At 69.5% G+C, this 24675-nt stretch carries 22 protein-coding genes; 9 read left to right on the top strand and 13 right to left on the bottom strand.

All coding sequences use genetic code 11. The annotated features are described in order from the left end of the window. Positions 1 to 5: 5 nt before the first annotated feature. From G7B71_RS08655 to G7B71_RS08645, 3 genes are read right to left on the bottom strand one after another with little or no spacing between them, the layout of a single operon-like run. Positions 6 to 2183 carry an RNA degradosome polyphosphate kinase gene (locus G7B71_RS08655; protein WP_166039922.1) on the bottom strand — a complete coding sequence of 726 codons (2178 nt, stop codon included), beginning with the start codon at positions 2181 to 2183 and terminating at the stop codon, positions 6 to 8. A gap of 21 nt (positions 2184 to 2204) precedes the next feature. Further along, the gene (locus G7B71_RS08650; RefSeq protein ID WP_243406172.1) at positions 2205 to 2831 is read right to left on the bottom strand and encodes a chromosomal replication initiator DnaA; all 627 of its coding nucleotides are present in this window, start codon (positions 2829 to 2831) and stop codon (positions 2205 to 2207) included. A gap of 6 nt (positions 2832 to 2837) precedes the next feature. After that, positions 2838 to 3950 (bottom strand): heavy-metal-associated domain-containing protein, encoded by a 1113-nt coding sequence (locus G7B71_RS08645; protein WP_166039920.1) that lies wholly within the window; start codon positions 3948 to 3950, stop codon positions 2838 to 2840. A 72-nt stretch (positions 3951 to 4022) separates the two neighbouring features. Here G7B71_RS08645 and purM point away from each other — a divergent pair, with 72 nt between their 5' ends. From purM to G7B71_RS08630, 3 genes are all read left to right on the top strand, one after another. Continuing rightward, positions 4023 to 5129: a phosphoribosylformylglycinamidine cyclo-ligase gene (gene purM, locus G7B71_RS08640; protein ID WP_166039917.1), complete on the top strand. Its 1107-nt coding sequence runs from the start codon at positions 4023 to 4025 to the stop codon at positions 5127 to 5129. Next, positions 5122 to 5763, top strand: a complete 642-nt coding sequence (gene purN, locus G7B71_RS08635) for a phosphoribosylglycinamide formyltransferase (RefSeq protein ID WP_166039916.1) — start codon at positions 5122 to 5124, stop codon at positions 5761 to 5763. The genes purM and purN overlap by 8 nt, the downstream gene beginning before the upstream one ends. A 329-nt stretch (positions 5764 to 6092) precedes the next feature. Then, a complete protein-coding gene (locus tag G7B71_RS08630) occupies positions 6093 to 6707 on the top strand; it encodes a cell wall hydrolase (protein ID WP_166039915.1) in 615 nt (204 codons plus the stop codon). An 80-nt stretch (positions 6708 to 6787) separates the two neighbouring features. Here the strand turns inward: G7B71_RS08630 and ndk are convergent, their stop codons facing one another. The 5 genes from ndk to G7B71_RS08605 all read right to left on the bottom strand — a co-directional run bounded on the left by ndk (position 6788) and on the right by G7B71_RS08605 (position 10821). Continuing rightward, on the bottom strand, positions 6788 to 7210 hold the full coding sequence (gene ndk / locus G7B71_RS08625) for a nucleoside-diphosphate kinase (protein ID WP_166039913.1): 423 nt from the start codon (positions 7208 to 7210) through the stop codon (positions 6788 to 6790). 198 nt (positions 7211 to 7408) lie between these two features. After that, positions 7409 to 7846, bottom strand: coding sequence for a DNA polymerase III subunit chi (locus G7B71_RS08620; protein ID WP_166039911.1), 438 nt, complete (start codon positions 7844 to 7846; stop codon positions 7409 to 7411). Positions 7847 to 7904: 58 nt separating this feature from the next. Further along, positions 7905 to 8411 (bottom strand): YcxB family protein, encoded by a 507-nt coding sequence (locus G7B71_RS08615; RefSeq protein ID WP_166039909.1) that lies wholly within the window; start codon positions 8409 to 8411, stop codon positions 7905 to 7907. A 97-nt stretch (positions 8412 to 8508) separates the two neighbouring features. Further along, complete coding sequence (locus G7B71_RS08610; RefSeq protein ID WP_243406171.1) at positions 8509 to 9276, bottom strand: TonB-dependent receptor; 768 nt, start codon at positions 9274 to 9276, stop codon at positions 8509 to 8511. A 60-nt stretch (positions 9277 to 9336) separates the two neighbouring features. Further along, a complete protein-coding gene (locus G7B71_RS08605) occupies positions 9337 to 10821 on the bottom strand; it encodes a leucyl aminopeptidase (RefSeq protein ID WP_243406170.1) in 1485 nt (494 codons plus the stop codon). A 143-nt stretch (positions 10822 to 10964) separates the two neighbouring features. Between G7B71_RS08605 and lptD the strand changes: the two genes are divergently transcribed. The 4 genes from lptD to rsmA all read left to right on the top strand — a co-directional run bounded on the left by lptD (position 10965) and on the right by rsmA (position 16422). Continuing rightward, entirely contained in the window at positions 10965 to 13220 is a 2256-nt protein-coding gene (gene lptD, locus G7B71_RS08600) for an LPS assembly protein LptD (RefSeq protein ID WP_166039905.1), read from the top strand. Between the two features lie 88 nt (positions 13221 to 13308). Continuing rightward, on the top strand, positions 13309 to 14607 hold the full coding sequence (locus G7B71_RS08595; RefSeq protein WP_243406169.1) for a peptidylprolyl isomerase: 1299 nt from the start codon (positions 13309 to 13311) through the stop codon (positions 14605 to 14607). Further along, complete coding sequence (pdxA, locus tag G7B71_RS08590) at positions 14600 to 15610, top strand: 4-hydroxythreonine-4-phosphate dehydrogenase PdxA (RefSeq protein ID WP_166039965.1); 1011 nt, start codon at positions 14600 to 14602, stop codon at positions 15608 to 15610. The genes G7B71_RS08595 and pdxA overlap by 8 nt, the downstream gene beginning before the upstream one ends. Then, entirely contained in the window at positions 15607 to 16422 is an 816-nt protein-coding gene (gene rsmA / locus G7B71_RS08585; protein WP_166039902.1) for a 16S rRNA (adenine(1518)-N(6)/adenine(1519)-N(6))-dimethyltransferase RsmA, read from the top strand. Before pdxA ends, rsmA begins: the two co-directional genes overlap by 4 nt. Here rsmA and G7B71_RS08580 read toward each other — a convergent pair. The 5 genes from G7B71_RS08580 to G7B71_RS08560 form a co-directional block, all read right to left on the bottom strand. Then, a complete protein-coding gene (locus G7B71_RS08580; protein ID WP_166039900.1) occupies positions 16419 to 16937 on the bottom strand; it encodes a tetratricopeptide repeat protein in 519 nt (172 codons plus the stop codon). The genes rsmA and G7B71_RS08580 overlap by 4 nt on opposite strands. A gap of 33 nt (positions 16938 to 16970) precedes the next feature. Beyond that, positions 16971 to 18149 (bottom strand): RsmB/NOP family class I SAM-dependent RNA methyltransferase, encoded by a 1179-nt coding sequence (locus tag G7B71_RS08575; protein WP_166039898.1) that lies wholly within the window; start codon positions 18147 to 18149, stop codon positions 16971 to 16973. Beyond that, on the bottom strand, positions 18150 to 19607 hold the full coding sequence (gene guaB, locus G7B71_RS08570) for an IMP dehydrogenase (protein WP_166039963.1): 1458 nt from the start codon (positions 19605 to 19607) through the stop codon (positions 18150 to 18152). A 66-nt stretch (positions 19608 to 19673) separates the two neighbouring features. Further along, positions 19674 to 21176, bottom strand: a complete 1503-nt coding sequence (locus tag G7B71_RS08565) for a M28 family peptidase (protein WP_166039896.1) — start codon at positions 21174 to 21176, stop codon at positions 19674 to 19676. Positions 21177 to 21236: 60 nt separating this feature from the next. Next, positions 21237 to 22046 carry a CoA ester lyase gene (locus tag G7B71_RS08560; protein WP_166039894.1) on the bottom strand — a complete coding sequence of 270 codons (810 nt, stop codon included), beginning with the start codon at positions 22044 to 22046 and terminating at the stop codon, positions 21237 to 21239. A gap of 172 nt (positions 22047 to 22218) precedes the next feature. Here G7B71_RS08560 and G7B71_RS08555 point away from each other — a divergent pair, with 172 nt between their 5' ends. Then, the gene (locus G7B71_RS08555) at positions 22219 to 23541 is read left to right on the top strand and encodes a hypothetical protein (RefSeq protein ID WP_166039892.1); all 1323 of its coding nucleotides are present in this window, start codon (positions 22219 to 22221) and stop codon (positions 23539 to 23541) included. A 115-nt stretch (positions 23542 to 23656) separates the two neighbouring features. Continuing rightward, on the top strand, positions 23657 to 24675 hold a 1019-nt coding region (locus tag G7B71_RS08550), incomplete at its 3' end, for a hypothetical protein (protein WP_166039890.1).

Below are 24675 nucleotides of genomic sequence, written 5' to 3'. Positions count from 1 at the left end.
CCTGGTCAGGCGCCGCGCGAGAGCTGGAGCTTCTGAGGCCCCTTGCCGCCGGTCTTGAGCGCCGCGCCGCGGCCGGAGAGCGACGGATTGGTCATGAAATAATGGTGTAGGTTGAACGGCTTCTCGCCGCGGCCGGGACGGACCCGGCTGTACGTGCCGTCGCCGTTGAGGCGCCAGCTCTGCTCGTTGTCGATGATGTTGGCGACCATCACCTGGTCGAGCACCTGCCGCTGGACCGTCGCATTCTCGAGCGGGGCGGCGTATTCGACGCGGCGATCGAAGTTGCGCGGCATCCAGTCGGCGGAGCTGATATAGACCCTGGCCTTGCGGCTCGGCAGCGCCTCGCCGTTGCCGAAGCACCAGATTCGGCTGTGCTCCAGGAAACGCCCCAGAACCGACTTCACCCGGATATTTTCCGAGATTTCCGGCAAGCCCGGCCTGAGGCAGCAGATGCCGCGCACGATCAGCTCGATCTCCACCCCGGCTCGGCTCGCCTCGTAGAGCTTGTCGATCAGCGGCGCATCAACCAGCGAATTCATCTTCGCCCAGATCGCGCCCGGCTTGCCCGCCTTGGCATTGCGGATCTCGCGGTCGATCAGCGCGGTGACGTCCTTGCGCAGCCGCTGCGGCGACATCGACAGGAGCTCCAGCTCCTGCGGCTCGATATAGCCGGTGATGTAGTTGAAGATGTGCGCGACGTCCCGGCCGACCCGGGGATCGGCGGTGAAGTAACTGAGGTCGGTGTAGATGCGCGCCGTCACCGGGTGATAGTTACCCGTGCCGAGGTGGCAGTAGGTGCGGTGCCCGCCTTCTTCGCGTCTTACCACGAGCGACATCTTCGCGTGGGTCTTCCACTCGATGAAGCCGTAGACGACCTGGACTCCGGCGCGTTCGAGGGCGTTGGCCCACAGCAGATTCTGCTCCTCGTCGAAGCGCGCCTTCAGCTCGACCACGGCAGTGACGGATTTCCCGGCCTCGGCGGCGTCGATGAGGGCGCGGATGACCGCCGACTGCTTGCCCGCGCGATACAGCGTCTGCTTGATCGCCACGACGTCGGGATCCTCCGCAGCCTGGCGGAGAAAGGCCACGACGACGTCAAAGCTCTCATAAGGGTGGTGGACGATGATGTCCTTGGCCTTGATCGCGGCGAAGCAGTCGCCGCCAAACTCGCGGATCCGCTCTGGGAAGCGCGGCGTGAACGGCGTGAACTTGAGATCGGGACGGTCGGCGTCGACCAGCAGCTCGAGGTCGCTGACGCCGAGGAAGCCGGTCGATTCATAGATCAGCGCGTCGGTCGCATTGAGGCCGTCGCGGACCATCTCGGTGAGGTTCTCCGGCATGTCGGCGCCGAGCTCGAGCCGGATGACCCGGCCGCGGCGGCGGCGCTTGATCGCGGTCCGGAAGAAACGGACGAGGTCCTCGGCCTCTTCCTCGACCTCGATGTCGCTGTCGCGGATGATCCGGAAGGCGCCGCCGCCGAGCAGGGTGTAGCCTGGGAAAAGCGTGCCGATCTGCCGCCGAATCAGAGTCTCGATCGCGACGTAGCGTTCAGCCTCGCCCGGAAGCCTGATGAAGCGCGGCAAAGTCGCCGGCACCATCAGCAATTCCTGGATCGGCTCGCCGTCGGCGACCCGCTGGAGATCGAGGATCAGCGAGAAGCCCTTGTTCGGGATGAACGGGAACGGGTGGGCCGGGTCGATCGCCTGGGGGGTGATCACCGGATAGACCTGCTCGGTGAAATAGGAATCGAGCCAGGCCCCCTCCTCCGCGCCGATCTCGTCGGCGGCGAGCACCGCCATGTCCGACTGGCGAAGCAGCCCCATCAGGGTCGACCACACGTCCTGCTGAGCGGCGGTGAGCGCGTCGGCCTCGCGCGCGATGGCGACGAGCTGCTGCGACGGGGTCAGGCCATCTGCCGAGCGTTCCTCGACGCCTTCGAGCTGCTGGCCCTTGAGCCCGGCCACCCGGACCATGAAGAACTCATCGAGATTGTTGCCCGAGATGGACAGGAAACGAAGCCGTTCGAGCAGCGGGTGGGCCTCGTTGGTCGCCTCCTCCAGAACCCGCCGGTTGAAGGCGAGCCAGGACAATTCGCGGTTGAAGTAGAGCGATGGCGCCGCGGCCGGCGCGGGCGCCGACGGCGCGGCGTCACGGACTGGTGGCGCGGAAGCCGGATTGTCCATGCTGGCCTGCCCAGTCCCTTCTCAAGCCCGCCGCGCCGCGCGCCGGATCAACCCGGCGCCGACCAGGGCGTTGCGCGCGGCCGCCAGAGTCATCCGCTTGCGGTGCGCCAGGATGTCGCGATCCAATGTATCGACGACATTCTGAAGGGCGACATAACTTCTCTCGATCCGCGGCACCAGAAAATCGGCGAGGCCGTCGGGCGCGGCGATGCCGCGGTCGGCGAGCAGCTTGACCATCAGCTCGGCGAGCAGGGAATCGTCGGGCTCGCCGATCTCGATCTGCGGCGTCGCCGCAAGGCGCGAGGCGAGGTCGGGAAGCCTGATCTCCCAGCCGGGCGGCGGCCGGTCGCCGATCATCAGCAGCGGCCGCCGGGTCGCCTGGGCGTCGTTCCAGGCGTGGAAGAGTGCTTCCTCATCGTGATCTTCCACCCGGTCGAACACCCTCCCACGCGTGTGGCGGGCGAAGATTCGGCCGAGCAGCGAGCGGCCCGACTTGCGCGGTCCGGTGAGCAGGGTCGCCATGACCGGCCAGTGCGACCAGCGGGTCAGGTGGATGAACGCGTTACGGTTGGCGTCGCCGACCAGGAAATCCTCGTCGCGGTCCGCCACCGGCCATTCGAAGGGCAGCGCGATCTGGTCCCGCTGCACGGCCCGTCAGCCCTGTCTCGGACCCGGCGTCGGGCTCGGCGCGGGCGGCGGTGCGGGCGTTGGCACGGGAGTCGGCGCCGGCTGCGCCGGCGGCAGCAGGTTGGCCGGGCCGTTCGGGCCTTGGGTGACCGGCAGCTCCTGGGCCGGGATCTCGGTCAGCCCCGACGGCTGCTCGGCGATCTCGCCCTCCGGCAATTGCGGGGGCGGCGGCGGCAGGAAGGCGGCCGGGGTGACCAGGGTCGGATCGGGCCGGAGCATCCCGGCATTGAAGGCCTGGACGTAGAGCTGGTCGAGCCGGCGAACGCCGTCGGCGAGCATTGCCGGGATCTGTCCGGCATTCTCGGCGCGCAGCTCGAAGCTTCCGATCGCCTGAGCATCCGGACCGATTTTGGCGGTGAAACGCGCGACCGCCGGCCCGCCCGGATAGAGTCGGCGCAGCTGGACCTCGGGGATGACGATGTCGGCGGCGCCATATTGATCGAGCAAGGCGCGCCACCAGCCGCGGCTTCGGCGGCCGGTCTGGGCGGCGTTGAGCAGCAGCGGATCGGGGCCGCTGCCGACCGGCCGGACATAGTCGATCGCGCTGCCCGCGGTTCGGAACTGCGCCCAGGCATTCTGCCAGGGATTGCGGAACTCGAGCGAATAAGCGGTCGAACCGGTGCGCATCACCGGGATGACCAGCATCGGCGCCGAGCGGCGGATCTCGCCGCTGAGGCCGAGCATCTCGCCGGTTCGGGCGCGGTCGAACAGCAGGCCCAAGCGCGCGACATAGCGCCGCGGCCCGATCTGCTCTTCCTCGACGACGATTCCGGAAACGATGTCGTTGAGCACCGAATCACTGAGGTTCGGCGCCTGATTCTCCGGGCGGCCGGTGCTGCGCGCCCACAATTTGCGCCAGCCGAGGCGCTGGGCGACGCGCCAGCCGTTGAGCCGCGCCTCGTTGGCGTCGTCACCGCCGACGTCGACCTGAATGCCGTCGACCTCCAGATTGGAGCTGCTGTCGATCGGTGGGATGCCGCGATCGGCGCCTTCGAGCTGGGCATAGACGAGGCCGGCGCCGCCAAGCGCGAAGGCGGCGGCGGTCGAGACGAGGAGCAAAGAGCGGAGGTTACGCGTCACGCGGGTCTTTTGACGGCTGAAGGAGCGAAAACCAAGCGTGGAAATCCGCGGCGCTTATGGCTAGCGAGCGCCATGGCCGACGATACACGCCGCGACAGCCCCTACACCTATGCCGATGCCGGCGTGGACATTGCCGCCGGCAACGCCCTCGTCCGCGCCATCGCCCCGCTCGCCAAGGCGACCGCGCGCCCCGGCGCCGACGCGTCGCTGGGCGGCTTCGGCGGCTTCTTCGATCTGAAGCAAGCGGGTTTCAAGGATCCCCTGCTCGTCGCCGCCAATGACGGCGTCGGCACCAAATTGAAGCTGGCGATCGACAGCAATCGCCATGACGGCGTCGGCATCGACCTCGTCGCGATGTGCGCCAACGACCTTCTGGTCCAGGGCGCCGAGCCGCTGTTCTTCCTCGACTATTTCGCCACCGGAAAGCTGGAGAGCGGCATCGCCGAACGGGTGATCGCGTCGATCGCCGAGGGCTGCAAGATCGCCGGCTGCGCACTGATCGGCGGCGAGACCGCCGAGATGCCGGGCATGTACGCGCCCGGCGACTATGACCTCGCCGGCTTCTGCGTCGGCGCGGTCGAGCGCGGCGAGGCGCTGACCGGGGACGACGTTGCGGCGGGCGACATGATCCTCGGCCTCGCCTCCTCGGGCGTCCATTCCAACGGCTTCTCGCTGGTCCGGCGCCTCGCCGCGGACAAGGGCTGGAAGCTCGACCGTCCGGCGATGTTCGACCAGGACCGCCTCCTCATCGACGCGCTGATGGAGCCGACGCGAATCTATGTGCGTTCGCTTCTGCCGCTGATCCGCACGGGCCGGATCAAGGCGCTCGCCCACATCACCGGCGGCGGCCTCCTCGAGAACATCCCGCGCGTGCTGCCCAAGGGCCTCCACGCCCGGATCGACGCCGATTCGTGGCAACAGCCGCGGCTGATGGCCTTCCTCCAGGCGCAGGGACATATCGAGCCCGAGGAGATGGCGCGCACCTTCAACTGCGGCATCGGCATGGCGCTGATCGTCGAGGCGGCCCAGCAGGCCGCGGTCGCCGAGGCGCTAAGCGAGGCCGGCGAGACCGTCCACGTCATCGGGCGGATCGAGGACGGCGCGCGCGGCTGCACCGTGACCGGAAGGGCCGGGACCTGGTCGACCGGGCGCGATTGGACGGCCACGCACAATGCATGACCCGGTCAGGGTCGGGGTTCTGATCTCCGGCCGCGGGACCAACATGCAGGCACTGGCCGAGCATCGCCGGCGCGACCCGGCGCGGGCCTACACCATCGCTCTGGTCGGCTCGAACGTGCCGGAGGCGCGCGGCCTGGTGGTCGCCCGCCGGCTCGGCCTCAAGACCTGGTCGCACAGCCACAAGGGGCTGGAGCGCGCCGAGTTCGACCGGCTCATCGAACAGGCGCTGATCGCGAACCGCGTCGAGCTCGTCGCCCTCGCCGGCTATATGCGGCTGCTGTCGAGCGAGTTCGTCGAGCGCTGGCGCGGGCGGATTCTCAACATCCACCCGTCGCTGCTGCCGCTCCACAAGGGCACCGACACCCACCGCCGCGCGCTTCTCGCCGGCGACCTCGTCAGCGGCTGCACCGTCCATGTCGTGACGCCCGAACTCGACGACGGGCCGGCGGTCGCCCGGGCGGAGGTCCGGATCCAGGCCCGCGACACGCCGGAGACGCTCGAGCAGCGGGTGCTGGCCGAGGAGCATCGCCTCTACCCTGCCGCGCTCGAAGCCTATGCAATGGCGCTGCGCGAGGGCCTGGTCGACGTCGCCCCACTTCCGATCGGCAGCTCGCAAGCGCTTCCCGGCGAGTGAGTCGCGGCGATTCGCGCTCCGGCTTTAATCTGGCGTTCATTTTCGAATCCGCGGAATCGAGCCTCATTCGTGGGGAAAACCCGCGCGATTCCAGCGGAATAGAAGGTTACTTCGGCTGTAAAACGGCCGAAAGGTTCCCGCAGCCCGTCCCAAACCCCTCACGACTCGCCGTGCAAAGGTTGTTTCGGCTGCGACCGACCGCCTAAGGCTCCTCCCGATCGCTGGGCGGGCTTTCTTTCACCCTACGATAAGACGTGGATCGCGGCACTCCGCCGAATTTGGTTTGGCGGCGGACGTGCCCTTTCGTGCGCATGTAATTGGAGTTGTTGATGTTTTCTCGCGGCAAGTTTCTCTCCGCGACCGTCGGCGCTGCCGCGCTGACCGGCACGCTCTTCGTGCCAGCTTCGAATCTTCTCGCCTCTCCCGCGCCCCAGGCGGCGGTGATCGAGGCCCCCGCCCTTCCCCAGACGTCCGTTCCCGCTCCGCAGGCGTCCGCCGCGGCCCCGGTGCAGCCGGCGATCGTCGAGACTCCCGCCGTCGTCGCGCCCGAGGCGCCCGCGGCCGAGGAGAGTGAAGCCGTTTCCGTCAGCGCCCGCGAGCTCGAGTGCATGACCAAGGTCATCCTGTACGAGGCCGGCGCCGAATCGCGCACCGGCCAGGTCGCCGTCGCCCAGGTGGTGATGAACCGCGTCGAATCGCCGCGCTTCCCCGACAGCATCTGCGGCGTGATCTACCAGCGCGGCCAGTTCTCCGCGATCCGCTCGTTCAACCCGCCGCGCAACGCGCGCTGGAACCGCGCCATGGCGCTGGCCCGCGACGTTCTCGACGGTCACGAGGCGGTGGTCGGCGAGGCGCTCTACTTCCACGCGACCCGCGTGCGCCCGGCCTTCGTGCGCAGCCGCACCCGCGTCGCCACGATCGGCAACCACGTCTTCTACCGCTAATCGACCCTGAGCAGGGGCAGAACGAAAAAGGGCTCCGGTCACCCGGAGCCCTTTTGCTGTTCAGTCGATGAAGTCGTCGTTTAGCCGACAATCTCTTCCGGCTTGAAGAAGAAGTCGATCTCGATCTTGGCGTTCTCGGCGCTGTCGGAGCCGTGGACCGAATTGGCCTCGATCGATTCCGCATGGACCTTGCGGATGGTGCCCTCTTCGGCATTGGCCGGGTTGGTGGCGCCCATCACTTCGCGGTTCTTGGCGACGGCATCCTCGCCCTCCAGCACCTGGACGACCACCGGACCGGAGGTCATGAAGGTGACGAGGTCGTTGAAGAAGGGACGCTCGCGGTGAACGCCGTAGAAGCCCTCGGCCTGCTCCTTGGTCATATGAATGCGCTTGGAGGCGACGACGCGCAGGCCGGCGTCCTCGAGCATCTTGGTGACCGCGCCGGTGAGGTTGCGACGGGTCGCGTCGGGCTTGATGATGGAAAAAGTGCGTTCGGTCGCCATGGCCGTTCCTTGAAGCTGGTTGTGGGGTGGAATTTGGCGGCTCCCCTAGACCAAGATCGTTCCAGGCGAAACCGCCTGGAACGTGAATCTTGGTCTCAGCTATTTGCGAGAGTCTGATTCACGCCATCGGCCGAAGCGCAGCAGGCGCTTCGACCTCAGACGATCAGGCTCTTGCGGGGCCGGCACGCCGCGACAAGGTCAGGGTCCTTCGAACCAGCGGCCGTTCTCGTCCTGCTTCCAATAATGGCGTTCGGCGCCCTCGCGGTCCTTGAGCGCTTTCCAGGCGGTGCGGGCCCCGTCGATGGTCGCGCCGTCGAAGAAATAGAAGACTCGTTCGAAGGCGAGCGCCGCGTCGCGCCATTCGCCGTCGGCCAGCGCGATGTTGCGCGCGCCGTTGGCCGCAACGGGCTCCGACCCGATCAGGATCGGTTGGTCCGCCTCGCGCGGAGCGCCCGCACGGCCGTGCGGAAGGAAGCTGTCCGGGGCATGGGCCCACAACAGGCGGTCGAGCGACTCGGCCTGCCGTTCGCCGGCGACAACGAGCAGCCGCTCGCCGCCCGCGAGCAGCTTCTCGCAGATGCTCGGAAGCACCTGCTCGAGCGGCCTGGCCGTCAGATGGTAGAAATCGATGCGCACGCGCGCCCCTTAGCCCGAGGAAGCGATGCTTGTCGAAGCCCGGTCCGCTCGAGCATGCTCAGCCCTGCGCGAGGCGTGTCCTCAGGTCGTCGGCTTCGTGCGCGGCAAGCACGCGCTTTGGAATCATGCTGAACAGCGAGTCCGTGAAGAACAGCACGAAGACGGCGCCGTTTTCGCTCCATTTGCCGAAGCCGTCCCAGTCGTGGCGCGCGTGGGAGTTGCATGTTTCGAACAGGATCCCGTCGTCCGACCACGTCATCTCGACCTCGTCGCCGAGCCATTTCTGCTGCGCGAAGCTGCGGCGGGACATCGCTGGGAGCCGGAGCCGAATGACGACGAGAATGAGACCGAGCGCGACGAGCCCCAGCGCGGCGCCGATGGCGCCGGCCTGAGCGCTCCAGCGAAGCTGGCCGTCCGCCGCGATATAGCAAGCGAAGAGCGCGGCCAGCACCGTCACGGACAGGAAGAAGATCAGGTTGCTCGGCTTCCTCAGTTCCATGCCGAGCCAGATCTTGTTCGCCTCCAGCAGATCCGCCTCGGACGGAACGAACCTTACCCTGCCCATGGCTCCACTCTCGACAACACCCGGCACCGCTTGTCCGGGCGAGTCTCGGTAGACCGATCTGCCTAACGCATGCTTTCCGGCGCGTTCCGACCAGGCGTCACCCCGCCGGGCGGAAGACGAGGCGGTGTGGGATGTAGAGGAACACCTCGGTGACTCCGGCGCGGCGCCACTGCACCGGGCGGTCGAGCCCTTGCGCCTCGACTCGCTGGTCGGGGCCGAAGCGCTCGGCGATCGAGCGAGCGTCGGTGGCGATCAGATCGAGGATCTGGCTGCGATACTGGTCGGGCGCGACGATCGACAGGGTGAGCGGGCCGTTGGCGCGGATCTCCGCCCTGCCGGCGGCGGGCACGGAGCGGATGAACTGCTCGAGCCGGGTGATGGCCTGGTTGGCCTCGTCGGCGCTGGTGCCCAGGCGAGTCTTGATGAAGAAGGCGACGCGTTCGCTGTCCGGCCGCCCGTCGCCGTAGAAAGCGAGCGTGCGGTAATTGTCCGGAGTCAGCGGCACGACGAAGAAGTCGCCGATCGCAAGCTCGATGTTGGAGCGGCGGGCGAGCTCGAGAGCACTCCTCACCATCGTCAATATCTCTTCGCGGCGCTGGGTCTGGTCGCGGGTGTCGCCGGCGATGATGACCGGGATCAGCGCATTGTCGGCGCGGCGGCGAAGACCGATCGCGGGAAGCGCTCCGGCATCGTCGTCGTCGACCTCGATCACCCGGTTGGTGCGCGGGTCGATATAGCTCTGCTGAGCGCGGCTGGCGGTGACGACGATCTCGCCTTCGTTGATGTCCTGCGCCTGCGCCGGCCAGGCCATCGCCAGGCCGAGCAGCATCGCCCCCAGCCCGAGGCCAGTGTTCCGTATGTTCATGAACCCCTCCCCTTCGATCGGGGAAGAGTGACCTGCCCGACTCAGCAGGTCAATCCGTCGTCAGGCCTCGAAATTGTCCGCGACGAAGCGGTCGAGCAGGGCGACGCCATAGCCGGTCGCGCCCTTGTCGTAGAGGTGGCCGGGCTTTTCCGCCCACACCATGCCGGCGATGTCGAGATGCGCCCACTTCACGCCCGGCTCGACGAAGCGCTGCAGGAAGCAGGCGGCGGTGATCGAGCCACCCTCGCGCGACGCGCTGTTCTTCATGTCGGCGATCTGGCTGTCCATGATCTTGTCATAGGCCTCGCCGAGCGGCATCCGCCACAGCCGGTCGCCGGTCGCCATGCCGGCGTCGGCGAGCTGGCCGGCGAGGCCGTCGTCGTTGCTGAACATGCCGCCATATTCGTGGCCGAGGCTGATGATCATCGCTCCGGTGAGAGTCGCGAGGTCGACCATCACCTTCGGCTTGTACTGACGCTGGGCCCAGGTCATCGCGTCGCACAGGACGAGGCGCCCTTCCGCGTCGGTGTTGATCACCTCGATGGTCTGGCCCGACATCGACGTGACGACGTCGCCCGGGCGCTGAGCCTTGCCGTCGGGCATGTTCTCCGCGAGCACGCAGACCGCGACGATGTTGGCCTTCGCCTTGCGGGTGGCCAGCGCGCACATCGCTCCGGCGACCGCGCCGGCGCCGCCCATGTCCCACTTCATCGACTCCATGCCCTGCGCGGGCTTGATCGAGATTCCGCCGGTGTCGAAGGTGATGCCCTTGCCGATGAGGACGACCGGCGCGGCATTCTTGTCCGCCCCGCCGTTCCAGCGCATCGCGAGCAGATAAGGCCGCTTCTCCGAACCCTGGCCGACGCCGAGCAGAGCGCCCATGCCGAGCTTCTCCATCGCCGCCTCGTCGAGCACCTCGATCTCGACCCCGAGCGGTTCCATCACGTCGCGGCAGCGCTCGACGAAGGTTGCCGGGTAGACGACATTGGCCGGCTCGGTGACCAGCGTGCGGGTGAAGTCGAGGCCGTCGAGCACCGCGGCGCAATGAGTCCAGGCATCCTCGATACCCGCGCCGGCGCCGACCACCACCAGCTCGGCCAGAGTCGGCTTCTGCTTGCGGCCGAGCTTGGTGCGATAGGTGTCGTAGCGCCAGCTGCGCGCGGCGGCGCCGAAAGCGAGCCCGGCGGCGGCGCGCGCGTCGAGGTCGAGGCCGCTGACGTCGACGACCAGCCTGGTCTCCCCCGAGGTCAGAAGCCGCGCGGTCAGCGCCCCGCCGGCGCGCTCGTAGATCGCCTGGTCGTCGCTCTTGCCGCCGAGGCCGACGAGCAGCACGCGGCGCGCGGTACCGTCATCGTCGATGAAGGTCTCGGCGATCGCCGCCAGCTCGCGCTCGAAGCGCTGGGCGTCGGCGGCGCGTGCGGCGAGGCTGCGCGCGGGCTCGGAGAAGCCGGCGAGCCGCTCCGAGATCATGTCCTCGCTCCACGCCGGGATGGCGAGCGCATAGGCGCCTTCGGGACGGGTTGCGGCGAAGCTGACCTTGAGCACGGGCGAGGGACCTTTCGAACTTACGGGTTGCGGCGGACGAGGAGCGGGCGTCGGCGCAGGACAGAACGAGGGCCACGCCATTGCAGCCAACGACGGCAGGTGCAATAGGCTCCGCTCGAAGGCGGGAAGAGCAGCAAGCCAAGGTGACGCGTTTCAAGTCGATCTGCTGGACGGCGCTGCCGTTGCTGCTCGTGGCCCCGGCGGCCGCGCAGGCCGAAGCGCAGCCCGGCGATCCGCCGCTTCCCGACCAGTCGATCGGCCAGCCGCCCGACATCGACCCGGTGTTCGATCCCGACGCCGAGGCGCCGGTCCGGTTCAGCTCCGACCGCCTCGAATATGACCGCAACACCGAGGTCGTGACCGCGAGCGGCGAGGTGTTCATGACTCGCGAGGGCTACCGCCTTCGCGCCGACCGCGTGGTGTGGGAGCGCACCAGCGGCGAGGTCCGCGCCGAGGGCAATGTCAGGGTGACCAGCCCGGAAGGCGACAATGCCTATGGCGACAGCGTCGTGCTCGACGACGAGCTGCGCAACGGAGTCATCGAGAATCTGCTGCTCGTGCTCGAAAATGGCGGCCGCCTCGCCGCCGAGCGCGCGGTCCGGGTCAACGAGGTCACGACTCTGGAGCGCGCCGCCTACACCGCCTGCCCGGTCGTCGACGACAATGGCTGCCCGCGCGATCCGACCTGGCAGATCACCGCTGTCCGGGTCATCCACGACCCCAACCGCCAGCGCATCACCTATCAGGGCGCGACCCTCAACCTGTTCGGGATCCCGATCATCGGCCTTCCCGGACTGTCGCATCCCGACCGCCAGACCGGCGGCGGCAGCGGCCTGCTCATTCCCGACATCCGCCTCAACGGCACCAACGGGCTCGAGCTCGCGCTGCCTTATTATATGCGGATCGCGCCCAACCAGGACGCGACCTTCACGCCGCACGTCTTCACCAACGCCTATCCGATGGCCGAGGCGGAGTTCCGCCACCTGGTCGACCAAGGCGCCTACCAGGTCCGCGGCTATCTCACCTACGGCGACCGCGGCAGCCTCACTGTGCCGGGCGCCGAGGATCCCGGCCTGCGCGCCTATCTCGAGGGCAATGGCCGCTTCCAGCTCGACCCCCACTGGAGCGTCACCGGCTCGGCCCGCTGGGTCAGCGACCGCACCTTCCTTCGGCGCTACGACATCTCGCTCGACACCCGCCTCAGGTCGGTCGTTCAGGCCGAGCGCATCGACACCGATTCCTACATCAACATCGCCGGCTGGGCGTTCCAGGGCCTGCGCGCCACCGACATCGGCGGCCAGCAGCCCTTCGCCCTCCCCGCCATCGACGCGCGCTGGCGGATGGTCGACCCGGTCGTCGGCGGCCGCCTCGAGCTTCAGGCCAACAGCCTCAACATCCTGCGCACCGAGGGCCAGGACACCCAGCGCGCCTTCGCCAGCGCCCGCTACGAGCATCGCAGCCTGACCCCGTTCGGCCAGGAGCTGACGCTGACGGGCTTTCTGCGCGGCGACATCTACCACGCCAACGACACGCTGCTCACCACCAACCCGCTCTATCGCGGGTCGGAAGGCTTTCACGGGCGCTTCATCGCCGCCGCCGCGGCCGACCTCAAATGGCCGTTCATCGGCCAGTTCATGAACGGGACGCACCGATTCACCCCGCGCGTGCAGCTCGTCGCCTCGCCCGACACCGAGAATCTCGACATCCCCAACGAGGATGCGCGCGCCGTCGATCTCGAGGATTCCAACCTCTTCGCCCTCAACCGCTTCCCCGGCTACGACCGCTGGGAAGACGGCGTCCGAATCACCTACGGCGCCGACTGGGTGATCGACCTGCCCGGCGCCCAGATCCGCTCGAACATCGGCCAGAGCTACCGCCTCGGCAGCCGCGCCGCGCTGTTCCCCGACGGCACCGGCCTCACCGACCGCTTCTCGGACATCGTCGGCAGGACCAGCGTCCAGGTCGGTCGCAACATCCAGTTCACCCACCGCTTCCGGGTCGACAAGGACAACCTGACGCTTCGCCGCAACGAGATCGACGCGGTTGTCGGCAGCAACGAGACCTATATCAGCGCCGGCTACTTGCGCCTCGACCGCGACATCGACGCCTCGTTCGAGGATTTGCAGGACCGCGAGGAGGTCCGCGTCGGCGGCCGCCTCGCCTTCGCGCGCTACTGGTCGGTGTTCGGCTCGGCCGTGGTCGATCTCACCGACCGCGACGAGGATCCCCTGTCCCAGGCCGACGGCTTCGACCCGGTCCGTCACCGCATCGGCATATCCTATGACGACGATTGCATCGAGATCGGGCTGACCTGGCGGCGGGACTATGAGACGACCGGCGACGTGCGCCGCGGCAACACTTTCCTGATCCGGGTGGCGCTCAGGAATATTGGGCGCTAAGCCTATGTTCAGCATGCAGAAGGCAGGTAGCGGGCCTGCATTTTTCGGAGGAATGATGAAGTTCGGCACTTTTCGGAGGGCGGCCATTGTGCTGGCCGGGTCCTTCTTGTCGGTCGTCGCCGTCGCTCAGACGGCCGCTGACCAGCCGCGCCAGGGCGGGCTTGCTATCCCCAGCCAGGTGAACTTCGTCGGCCAGGCCGAGCCGAACGTCGCCCGCGCCACCGCGATGGTCAATGACGAGATCATCACCCAGACCGACGTCGACCAGCGCATGGCGCTGATGGTGGCGTCGCAGCGGGTCGCGCTGTCGGCCGAGGAGCAGCAGCGGCTGCGCGCTCAGATCCTGCGCAATCTCATCGACGAGACCCTCCAGATCCAGGCCGCGCGCGAGAACGAGATGGCCGTGGAGCAGGCCGAGATCGATCAATATTATGCCCGCTTCGCGCAGCAGTTCGGCCACACCGCGCAGAGCTTCGGCGACTATCTGCGCACGATCGGCTCATCCGACCGGTCGGTGAAGCGCCAGATCACGGGCGAGCTGTCGTGGCAGCGCCTGCAGCGCTACCGAATGACCCGCGTCAGCGTCGCCGACGAGGAGGTCCAGACCGTCCTCGAGCGCCTCCGCAGTTCGCAGGGAAGCGCCGAATATCACGTCGCGGAAATCTACATGGAGGCGACTCCGGAGACGGCCGCGACCGTTCGCGCGACCATGGCGCGCATCGTCGAGCAGCTTCGCGGCGGCGCGTCCTTCCCGGCTTATGCACGCCAATATTCGATCGCCAGCACCGCGGCGCGGGGCGGCGATCTCGGCTGGGTGCGCGGCGAGCAGCTGCCGCCCGAAATCTCCTCGGTCGTGCAGTCGATGCCGGTCCAGGCCATCACCGACCCGATCCAGGTCCCCGGCGGCTTCTCGGTCATCTACCTCGTCGATACCCGCCAGGTGCTGGTCGCCGACCCACGCGACGCCGTGCTGAGCCTGATGCAGATGTCGATCGAGCTGCCCGCCGGCACGACCGAGGCGCAGGCGCGCTCGCGCGCCGAGCAGCTTGCCCAGGCGACCCGCGCGATGGGCGGCTGCGGCCGCGCTCCGGAAGTGGCACGGACGATCGGGGCGGAGCTCGTGTCCAACGACGGCACGCGGGCGCGCGAGCTGCCGCCGCAGCTTCAGCAGCTGCTTCTGAACATGAGCGTCGGCCAGGCCACCCAGCCGTTCGGCACGCTCGAGCGTGTCAGCGTGCTCGTCCTGTGCGGCCGGGACGATCCCCGCCAGGTCAGCATGCCGACCGCCGAGGACGTCCAGAGCGCGCTCGCCGAGCAGCGGATGAACCAGCAGGCCCAGCGCTACCTGCGCGACCTGCGTCGCGATGCGGTGATCGAATATCGTTGACCTACCTGATGACTCTCCGCTCCAGCCGCTCGCCGTGTCGCTCGGCGATCCGGCGGGGATCGGCGCGGAGGTGGTCGCCAAGAGCTGGGAACGCCGCCGCGAGGAAGGGCTGCCGCCTTTCTTCGCGGTCGGCGACGTCTCGGCCATCGAAGCGGTGTGGAAGGGGCCGATCGCCGTCATCGGCGAACCGGCGAACGTGTTCGACCATTTCGACCATGCCCTGCCGCTGATCCGTGTCGCCGGCGACGAGGCAGTTCCCGGCCGGCCCACGCTGGAGGGTGCGCGCAACGCCCTCGACAGCCTCGAATTCGCCGTCGGCCTGACCCGTTCCGGGGCCGCTTCAGCGGTCGTCACCGGGCCGGTGTCCAAGACCCAGCTCTACGCGATCGGCTTCACCCACCCCGGCCAGACGGAGTTCGTCGCCGAGCGCTGCGGAGTCTCGACCGACAGCGTCGCGATGATGCTGGCCGGTCCGACGCTCAAGGTGGTGCCGGTGACCGGCCATATCGGCCTCGCCCAGGTCCCCTCCGCGCTCACCATTGAGCGCATCGTGGCCAAGGGCCGCGCCCTCATCCGCGGCCTTCAGCGCCAGTTCGGCATCGAAAACCCGCGGATCGGAGTCGCCGGCCTCAATCCCCATGCCGGCGAGAACGGCGCGCTTGGGCGCGAGGAGATCGACCTCATCCAGCCGGCGATGGAGCGCCTGGCCGAGGAGGGCTACGACCTGGTCGGGCCGATGCCGCCCGACATCATGTTCCGCCCGCAACAGCGCGCCCAATATGACGCGGCCCTGTGCATGTACCACGACCAGGCGCTGATCCCGCTGAAGACGCTGCATTTCGACGAAGGCATCAACATCACGCTCGGTCTGCCGATCGTGCGCACCTCGCCGGACCACGGCACCGCCTTCGACATCGCGGGCAAGGACCAGGCCGATCCCGGCGCGATGATCGCCGCCATCCGCATTGCCGGGGAGTGCGCGCGGCGCATGCAGGCGGCGTGAGCCTCCCCCCGCTGCGGGAGGTGATCGCCCGGCACGGCCTCAGCGCCAGCAAGGCGCTGGGCCAGAACTTTCTCCTGGACGAGCAGCTGCTCGACCGGATCGCGCGGATCCCGGGCGCGCTCGACGGCCAGCCCGCTTATGAGGTCGGCCCCGGCCCCGGCGGCCTGACCCGCGCTTTGCTCCGCGCCGGCGCCCAGGTGACCGCCGTCGAGCGCGATCGCCGCTGCATCGCCGCGCTCGCCGAGCTCGAAGCGGCCTTTCCCGGCAAGCTCGACGTCATCGAAGGCGACGCGATGGCGGTCGACGAAGCGGCAACCGTGCCCGCCGCCCATGTCGTCGCCAACCTTCCCTACAATGTCGGCACCGCCCTGCTGGTGCGCTGGCTCGGCGGGGAGGCGTGGCCGCCCTGGTGGCGCTCGCTGACTCTGATGTTCCAGCAGGAAGTGGCGGAGCGCATCGTCGCTGCGCCCGGCACCGGCGCCTATGGCCGGCTGGCTGTGCTCGCCCAGTGGCGCTCGACGGCGAAGCTCGCGATGAAGGTCCACCGCTCGGCCTTCGTGCCGCCGCCCAAGGTGATGTCGGCCGTGGTGCACATCGTTCCGGCCGAGCAGCCCGAAGGCGTCAGCGCGGCGAAGCTGGAGCAGGTCACGGCCGCCGCCTTCGGCCAGCGCCGCAAGATGCTGCGCCAGAGCCTGAAGTCGGTGCCCGGAGCGCTCGACGCGCTCGGCCGGCTCGACATCGACTCCGAACGACGCGCCGAGACGCTCGCCATCGCCGAGTTCGTCGCGATCGCGCGGGAGCTGAGCGCCTAGTTCGGCTGGCGCGGGGTCGGCGGCGCGGGCTGGGCCGGGGCCTGGCTCTGCGCGGTCTCGACCGGCGGACCGCGCTGGATCACCGCCGCGAGTTGGTTGGCCTGCGGGCAGGTGCGGCCGCACAATTCGCGCACGCGGTCGAGATTGCGCTGGGCCCGCGCCACCGCGCCGCGCTGGACATAAGCCTCGCCCTGGCCGGCGAGCGCCGCGATGTCGTTGGGCTCGATGCGCAGCGCATCAGCATAATATCCGATCGCCTTGCCCGGCAGGCGCTGGGCCCGGGCGACGGCGGCAAGGCCGAGATAGGCTTGGCGGTTGCGCGGATCGACGGCCAGCGCGGTCTCGTAGAAATCGATCGCCTCGTCGCTTCGGCCGGCGGCGGCATGGCCCTGCGCTTGCTGGACGAGGGCGGTCGAGCGCGGATCGATCTGATCGTCCGGCCGCTGCGTGCTGCCGGCGCTCGACATGGTGGCCGCCGCAATCGTGACAGCGAGAACAACGGGCGTGAGGCGCATCATCAACTCCTTGGGCACGGCTTCATCGACCTATCATGGCCGGGACCAGCAGGCGACGAAAAAGCCGTCGGTGCCGTCCACGGCGGGACTGAGCAGCCGTCCCGTGCCCGCGGGACGCCCGGCAGCCAGAGGCACAGGCTGAGGCTCCAGCGATGAACGAACGCTGAGCGCGGCCGCCTGATCCCTGCCCTCCTCCGCAAGTAGCGAGCACACCGCATAGACGAGGCGCCCGCCCGGCCTGAGCAGGCCGGCGGCGACGTCGAGCAGGCGCGCCTGAAGGGCGACGAGCTGGTCGAGCCGCTTCGGCGTCAGGCGCCAGCGAGTCTCCGGATTGCGGCGCCAGGTGCCGCTTCCCGAGCAGGGCGCGTCGACCAGGACCAGATCGAGCGTGCCGGCGAGGTCGGCGAGCTGCTCGGCCTCGCGGCCGGGATCGAGCAGACGCGGCTCGACGATGGTGACGCCGGCGCGCTCCAACCTCGGCGCGAGGCGCGACAGGCGGCCGCGATCGGCGTCGCTGGCAAGGATCCGGCCTTGGTTCGCCATCTCCGCGGCGAGCGCGAGGGTCTTGCCGCCGGCGCCAGCGCACAGGTCGAGGGCGACTTCCCCGGGCGCTACGGCGCAGGCGAGCGCGAGCAGCTGGCTGCCTTCGTCCTGAATCTCGACGAGGCCGGAGCGCCACGCCTCGCTCTCCTCGACCCGGAAGCCCTCGGGCAGACGCAGGCCGAGCGGCGACAGCGGCGTCGGCTGCGCGTCGGCAAGCTTCGCCAACGCCTCCTCGCGAGTGCCGCGGAGGCGATTGACGCGCACGTCGAGCGGCGCGCGGTCGAGCAGGGCCGGCCACTCCTCCCCGGCGATCAGCGGATCGAGGCGCGGCACGATCCAGCCCGGCAGCAGGCCGGCCGGCGCCGCTTCCTCCCCGTCGGCGATCGGCGCCGGCCCGTGCACGGAGCCGTCGAACAGCTCGGCCAGGCCGGGATCGTCTCGGGTGAGGCCAAGCAGCGCCGCTCGGCCGGAGGCTGGCGCGTCGCCGCAGCGCCGAATGGCGCGATAGACCAGGTCGCGAACCGCGCGCCGGTCCTTGGAGCCGGCGTAGCGCCGCTCCTTGAAGTAGCGCGCGATCACCGTGTCGGCCGCGGCGCCCCCTGCGCGCGCGCCCTCAATGACCAGGTCGAGCAGCTCGATCGCCGCCTGGACGCGGGCCGACGGAGTCACTTACTGGGCCGGATAGTTGGGCGCCTCGCGGGTGATCGCGACGTCATGGACATGGCTCTCCCGAAGCCCCGCATTGGTGATCCGGATGAAGCGGGCGCGCTCCTTCAATTCGCGGATGGTTCGGGCACCGGTATAGCCCATCGCCGCCTTCACGCCGCCGACCAGCTGGTGGATCACGTCCTTGGCCTGGCCCTTATAGGCGACCTGGCCCTCGATCCCCTCCGGCACCAGCTTGAGCTGGTCCTTGATGTCCTGCTGGAAATAGCGGTCGGCGGAGCCGCGCGCCATCGCCCCGACCGAGCCCATGCCGCGATAGGATTTGTAGGCGCGACCCTGATAGAGGAAGGTCTCGCCCGGCGCTTCCGCAGTGCCCGCGAGGAGCGAGCCGATCATCACCGCCGACGCGCCGCCGGCGAGCGCCTTGGCGATGTCGCCGCTGGTGCGAAGGCCGCCGTCGCCAATGATCGGCGTGTCGCTCTTCGCCGCCTCCTCGGCCGCTTCCATGATCGCGGTGAGCTGGGGAACACCGACTCCCGCGACGACCCGGGTGGTGCAGATCGAGCCGGGGCCGATGCCGACCTTTACCGCGTCGGCGCCGGCGCCGATCAGCGCCTTGGTCGCCTCGGCCGTCGCGACGTTGCCGGCGACGACCTGGACCGAGTTGGACAGGCGCTTGATCCGCTCGACCGCGGCGGCGACGTCCTTGTTGTGGCCGTGGGCGGTGTCGATGACGATGAGGTCGCACTCGGCGTCGATCAGCGCCTCGCTGCGCGCGAAGCCCTTGTCGCCGACCGTGGTCGCCGCGGCGACGCGCAGGCGCCCGCTCGAATCCTTGGTCGCCTCGGGATAGGTCACCGCCTTCTCGATGTCCTTGACGGTGATCAGGCCGATGCAGCGGCGCGCGTCGTCGACCACGATCAGCTTCTCGATGCGGCGCTGGTGGAGCTGGCGGCGCGCCTCCTCCTGGCTGACCGCGGGGCCGACCGTGACGAGATTCTCGCTGGTCATCAGCTCCGACACCTTCTGGCGCGGATTCTCGGCGAAGCGGACGTCGCGGTTGGTGAGGATTCCGACCAGGCGGCCGTCCGCCTCCGTCACCGGAATGCCGGAAATCCGGTGCCGCGCCATCAGCTCCTGCGCCTCGGCGAGGGTCTGGTTCGGCCGGATGGTGATCGGGTTGACCACCATGCCGCTCTCGTAGCGCTTCACCGCGCGCACCGCCGCCGCCTGCTCCTCCGGCTCCATGTTGCGGTGGAGCACGCCGAGCCCGCCCAATTGCGCCATGACGATCGCCATGTCGGCCTCGGTCACCGTGTCCATCGCCGACGACAGGATGGGGATGTTGAGCGCGATGTCGCGGGTGACCCGGGTTCGGGTGTCGGCCTGGCTCGGCAGCACGTCCGATTCCCCCGGGCGGAGCAGCACGTCGTCGAAGGTGAGGCCGAGATCGATGTCCATTTTATCCTGCTTCATGTCCGGCCCGTCCGGAGACGGGCTTCATCTAGGTGTCGAACGGCCGCGCCGCTAGCGGGCGGCCGGCTGATAGGCGGCGGGATCGGCGAATGCCCGCGCGAGCGCGACGAGCAACGTCGCGTCCTCGGCGGCGCCGGCGAGCTCGAGCGAGTCCGAAGCCTCGTCGTCCGGCCCATGATAGGCGCCGTTGAGGAAGGCGACGAGCAGCCGCATGTCGGAGAAGGACCCGCCCGCCATCATCGCCGGGATGCCGTTGCGGACGAGCGCCCAGCCGTCCTGGCGCTCGGCCAGCAGGTCGGCCTCCTGGTCGGCGTCGAGATGGCGGCCGAGCCCGCTCGCCACCCGGCCGGCCACCGCCCGCATCTCGGCCGTTCCGCCGATCATCGCGACCGGCATGCCCGCCGGATGGATCGCGGCGGTGTCGACGTTGACCGCCGCGACGATCGAGCCCGACGGGACGACCGGGTTGCGGGCGAAATGCTCGGCGCCGAGCAGGCCGATCTCCTCCGCCGTGGTGGCGAGGATGAGGATGTCGCGCTGCGGCCGCGCCCCCGCCCCGAGCCGGCCGGCCGCCTCTACGAGGGTCGCCATGCCGCTCGCATTGTCGACCGCGCCGTTGCAGATCCGGTCGGGCGCGCCTTCCGGGCGGCAGATGCCGACATGGTCCCAATGGCCGAGCAGCAGCACGCTCTCGCCGCCGCCGGCGCTGCCGCGGATTCGCCCGACGACATTGTTGGTGGTGTAGCGGCGCACCTCGGTCATCACGTCGATGCCGGCGCGCACCGGCAGCGACACCGATCGGAAGGAGGAGCCGGGCTGCTCGTTCAGCATTGCCTGGAGATCGCGGCCCGCCCCTTCGAACAGGGCCATTGCGGCGTCCCAGGAGATCACGCCATAGGCCGCCGGCAGCGGTCCGCCGTCGAGCGCCACCGCGCCCTGGGTCGCAGCGCGGCGGACCTGGGCGAAGGGCAGGTCCGGCGCGGTGATCCCGATCACCGCGACCGCGCCGGCCTCGGCCAGTGCCGCGATGCGCTGTTGGAAGCTCGGAAAGCCGTCGACCGCCGGCCCTTCATAAAGAACGAGCGCCACCGCGCCGCGGAAGTCGGCACCGGCGAGCTGGTCGATGCCGCGGTCCGGCATGACCGCGCCATGGCCGGCAAAGACCACCGGCGCGCTGGCGATACGCGCGCGCGGGTCGCGGCTGGTGAGGACCAGGGCTTCGTCGGCCACGGCGATCCGCCGCCCGTTCGCAACCCATCGGGTCTCGTGGCGGCCGACCCCGCGCTCGACGATGGCGACCGGCTGAAGCCAGCTCCCGTCCGGGCCCGCCGGCTCGACGCCCCGCGCCGCCAGTGCGCGGCTGAGATAGTTGGTGGTCAGCGCCTCTCCCGGAGTCGCCGGCTGGCGGCCCTCGAAGGCGTCGCTGGCGAGACTGTCGATATGAGGACGAAGATCGGCGGCCGTGATCGGTGCATCGCCGGCAGGAACCTGCGCGGGCAATGCCTGGGGAAGCGCGAGCAGAGGCGCGAGCAGCGACAGGATTCGGGGCGACATGACGTCGCTTAGCCAAGCGCCCCCGCGGCTGGCAAGCGGCGTGGCGGCCAGACCGATGCTCTAGCGCCGCGCCTTGGCGATCAGAGCGCGCGCCTCGGCGACGTGCAGCGCCTCGATCATTCGCCCGTCGTAGCGCTCCGCCCCGTCGGTCGCCGCCGCGACCAGGGCGGCGGCGGCCTCAAGCTCCTGCTCCGACGGCGAGAAGAGCTGGTTGACCGTGTCGATCTGGGCGGGATGGATGACCGACTTGCCGTCGAAGCCGAAGCTTCGCCCCTCGCGCGCCTCGGCGGCGAGGCCATCGAAATCGTCCAGCCGGTTATACACGCCGTCGAACGCGGCGACCCCGGCGGCGCGCGCCGCCGCGACGACCTGCTGCAACCCCATGACGAGGCCGGCGCGCCCCGATCCCGGCGGGATCCGAAGCGCCGCGGACAGATCGTTGGTCCCGGCGATCAGCCCCGCGGTGTGCGGCGCGAGCGCGCCGGCCCACAGCACGCCGGCGGGAGTCTCGATCATCGCCAGCACCGGCTTCTCGGACACCTGGTGGGTGCCGACGATCTGGCGCTCCTTCTCCGCTTTGGGGAGGATCACATAGGGCGCCTTGGAATAGCGCGTCGCGATCATGTCGTCGCCGTGGCAGCGATGCCCGACCCCGTTGATCCGGATCGCCACCGGCCTGCCCCCGAAACCCTCGGCGGCCGCGGCGACGGCGGCAACGCGCGCCGAATCCTTCTGGTCCTCCGGAACCGCATCCTCGAGGTCGAGGACGATCATGTCGGCTTCCAGCTGCCGCGCTTTCTCGATCGCGCGCGGATTGGACGCGGGCAGGAACAGCAAGGATCGGCACAGGGTGAGATCGTGAATGGCCATGACGCGCTCCCTTTCGTCGGCGGCCAACCTTAACCCCGCCCTCGCCAAAGGTTAAACCCCGGTTCAGCGGCTCGCCGCTAGCAAGCCAGTCCGATTGAAGTTAAGAGCCGCGGCGATTCCGGGCGGCGCTGACGAAGCGCACCCGTGCAAGCGGTCAAAGGAGGCAGCTCACATGAAGGTTTCCAAGGTCGCGCTCGCCGCGGCAACGATTCTCGGCGGTTCGACTTTCGTCGCGGTGCCCGTACTGGCGCAGCAGAATCAACAGGCGCAACCGGCTCAGGGCCAGCAGCAGCAGCAGCAGCAACAGCAGCAGCGGCTGAACCTGTCCCGCGCCGAGCAGACCGCGCTCAATCCCCTCGTCCAGGCGAATGCCGCGGCAACCACGGCGCGCGACCAGGGACAGACGCCGGACTGGGCCGCCGTGCAGGCGCTTCTCCCCGCCGCCGAGGCGGCCGCCCGCAGCAACGATGGCAAATACCTCGTGGCCCGGGTGCAGCTCGACGTCGCCGTCGGCACCAACGACACGGCTGCGCAGGAGCGCGCGATCACGGCGCTTCTCGGCAATCCCTCGACCCCGCAGGAGCTCGCTGGGACGCTGCGCGGGGTGCAGAACAACCTCCAGAATCGCCGCGCCGAGCAGGCATTCCGCGCGAACGATTTCGCCACGGCCGAACGCATTTATGCGCAGCTGCTGCAGGCCAATCCGAACGATGCCCGGCTCGTCAACAATCTCGCTCTGGTCCGCGGCCGCATGGGCAATACCGCCGGCGCGCTCGAGCCGGTGCTGGCGCAGATCCGTACCGCCGAGGCTGCCGGCCAGCGGGCTCCCGAGGACCTCTACCAGCGGGCGTGGCGGGTTCCCTACGCCGCCAACCAGCGGCCGCAGGCGCTCGAGGCGCTTCGTCGCCTCCTCGCCGCCTATCCGACGTCGGCCAATTGGCAGGTCGCCCTCGACGTCATCCGCGAAGGCAGCGGCAACGACGCGGGCATGTTGCTCGACACCTATCGCCTCGCGCGGGTGACCAATGCGGTGCGGGCGTCGGACTACCTGCCCTTCGCCGTCACCCTCGATCAGGCGGGCCTGCCCGGCGAGACCAAGGCGGTCATCGATGCCGGCGTCGCCGCCGGTGCGCTCCAGGCGAACGACAGCAGTGTCAGCCGCCTGCTTAGCGTTGCCAACCGGCGGATCGCCGAGGATCGGGCCGGCCTCGCCAGCCAGATGACGCAGGCGCGCGGCGCCGGCAACGGCCAGCCGGCACGAATCGCCGGTGACGCGCTGTTCGGCTACGAGCGCTACGCCGAGGCGGCGGAGATGTACCGGCTCGCTCTGAGCAGGGGCGGCGAGGATGCCAATTTGGTCAACACCCGCCTCGGCGCCACGCTGGCGCTCGCCGGCCAGCGCGCCGAGGCCGAGGCCGCGTTGCGGGCCGTCACCGGTCCGCGCGCCGAGCTGGCGTCGCTGTGGCTCGCCTGGCTGGCCAGCCGCCCGGCCTGAGCGCTGCACGTAAAGTCGACATCCGGGGAGGTGCGCCTTGCGGCGCGCCTCCCCTTTTTGCTTTAAGGACAAGCGAAAGACGCCAAGCTGCGGCGTTCGAGGGAGATAGGGTCACATGAAGCTTGGCATCAGCGCGGCGACCGCGGGCATTTTGGCGGCCGCGGTGGCAGCGACTTCTCCCGCCGTCGCGCAGCCGGGCGTTGCGGCGCCTCAGGCCGCCCTCACATTCACCCGCGAGGAGCGTACGGCATTGGCGCCGGTGAGCCAGGCATTGATGATGCGCAACTGGGCCGCGGCGGCAGCTGCGCTGCCGGCGGCGCTCGCCGCCGCGCAGAGCCCGAATGCCCGCTACGCCACCGGCCGCTTCGAGCTCGATCTCGGCCGCGCCACGGTCAATGCCGAGCAGCAGCTGCGCGGCATCGAGCGCATCCTGGCGAGCGGCGCCGCCCAGCCCGCCGAGGTCGCGGCTTTGCTCCAGCTCCAGGCCCAGATCTACAACGACCAGCGCGAATTCGAGCGGGCCGAGGGCGCGCTGAACCGCCTCGCCCAGCTCCAGCCCAACGACCCGGACACGCTGGCATTGCTCGGCCAGCTCAGCCGCGTGCGCAACAATTCGGCGCAGGCCCTGACCCTGTTCCAGCGCTCTCTCGCCGCGAGCGATGCCGCCGGCCGGCGCGTTCCGGAGAGCCGCTACAAGCTGGCGCTGGCGCTGGCGCTTCAGGGCGAGCGCCGGGAAGCCACCGCCGATCTCGCGCGGCGGCTGGTCACGGCCTATCCGAGCGTGACCAATTGGCGCGACGCGCTGCTCAGCTATCGCGACGTCGCGCAGCCCGATGCGGCGGCACGCATCGACATCTGGCGCCTGCTGCACGCCACCGGCGCGCTGGCCGGCGAGCGCGATTATCTCGCCGCGGCCAATGCCTTCGACCAGGCCAATCTTGCCGGCGAAGCCAAGGCGGTGCTGGACGAAGGGGTCGGCCGCAACATGCTGCGCGCCAGCGAGAGCGAGACCCGCGCGCTTATCACGCGGGTCAGCGGCCGCGCCACCACCGAGCGCGGTGGCCTGGCGGGCCGGATCGCCTCCGCCCGCACCGCCGCGGCAGGCGCGCGCGCGCGCACCGCGGCCGACGCCTT

It is taken from the genome of Sphingosinicella sp. YJ22 (genome assembly GCF_011320075.1).
Taxonomy (GTDB): Bacteria; Pseudomonadota; Alphaproteobacteria; order Sphingomonadales; family Sphingomonadaceae; genus Allosphingosinicella.
This window is presented reverse-complemented; position numbering and strand designations above follow the sequence as displayed.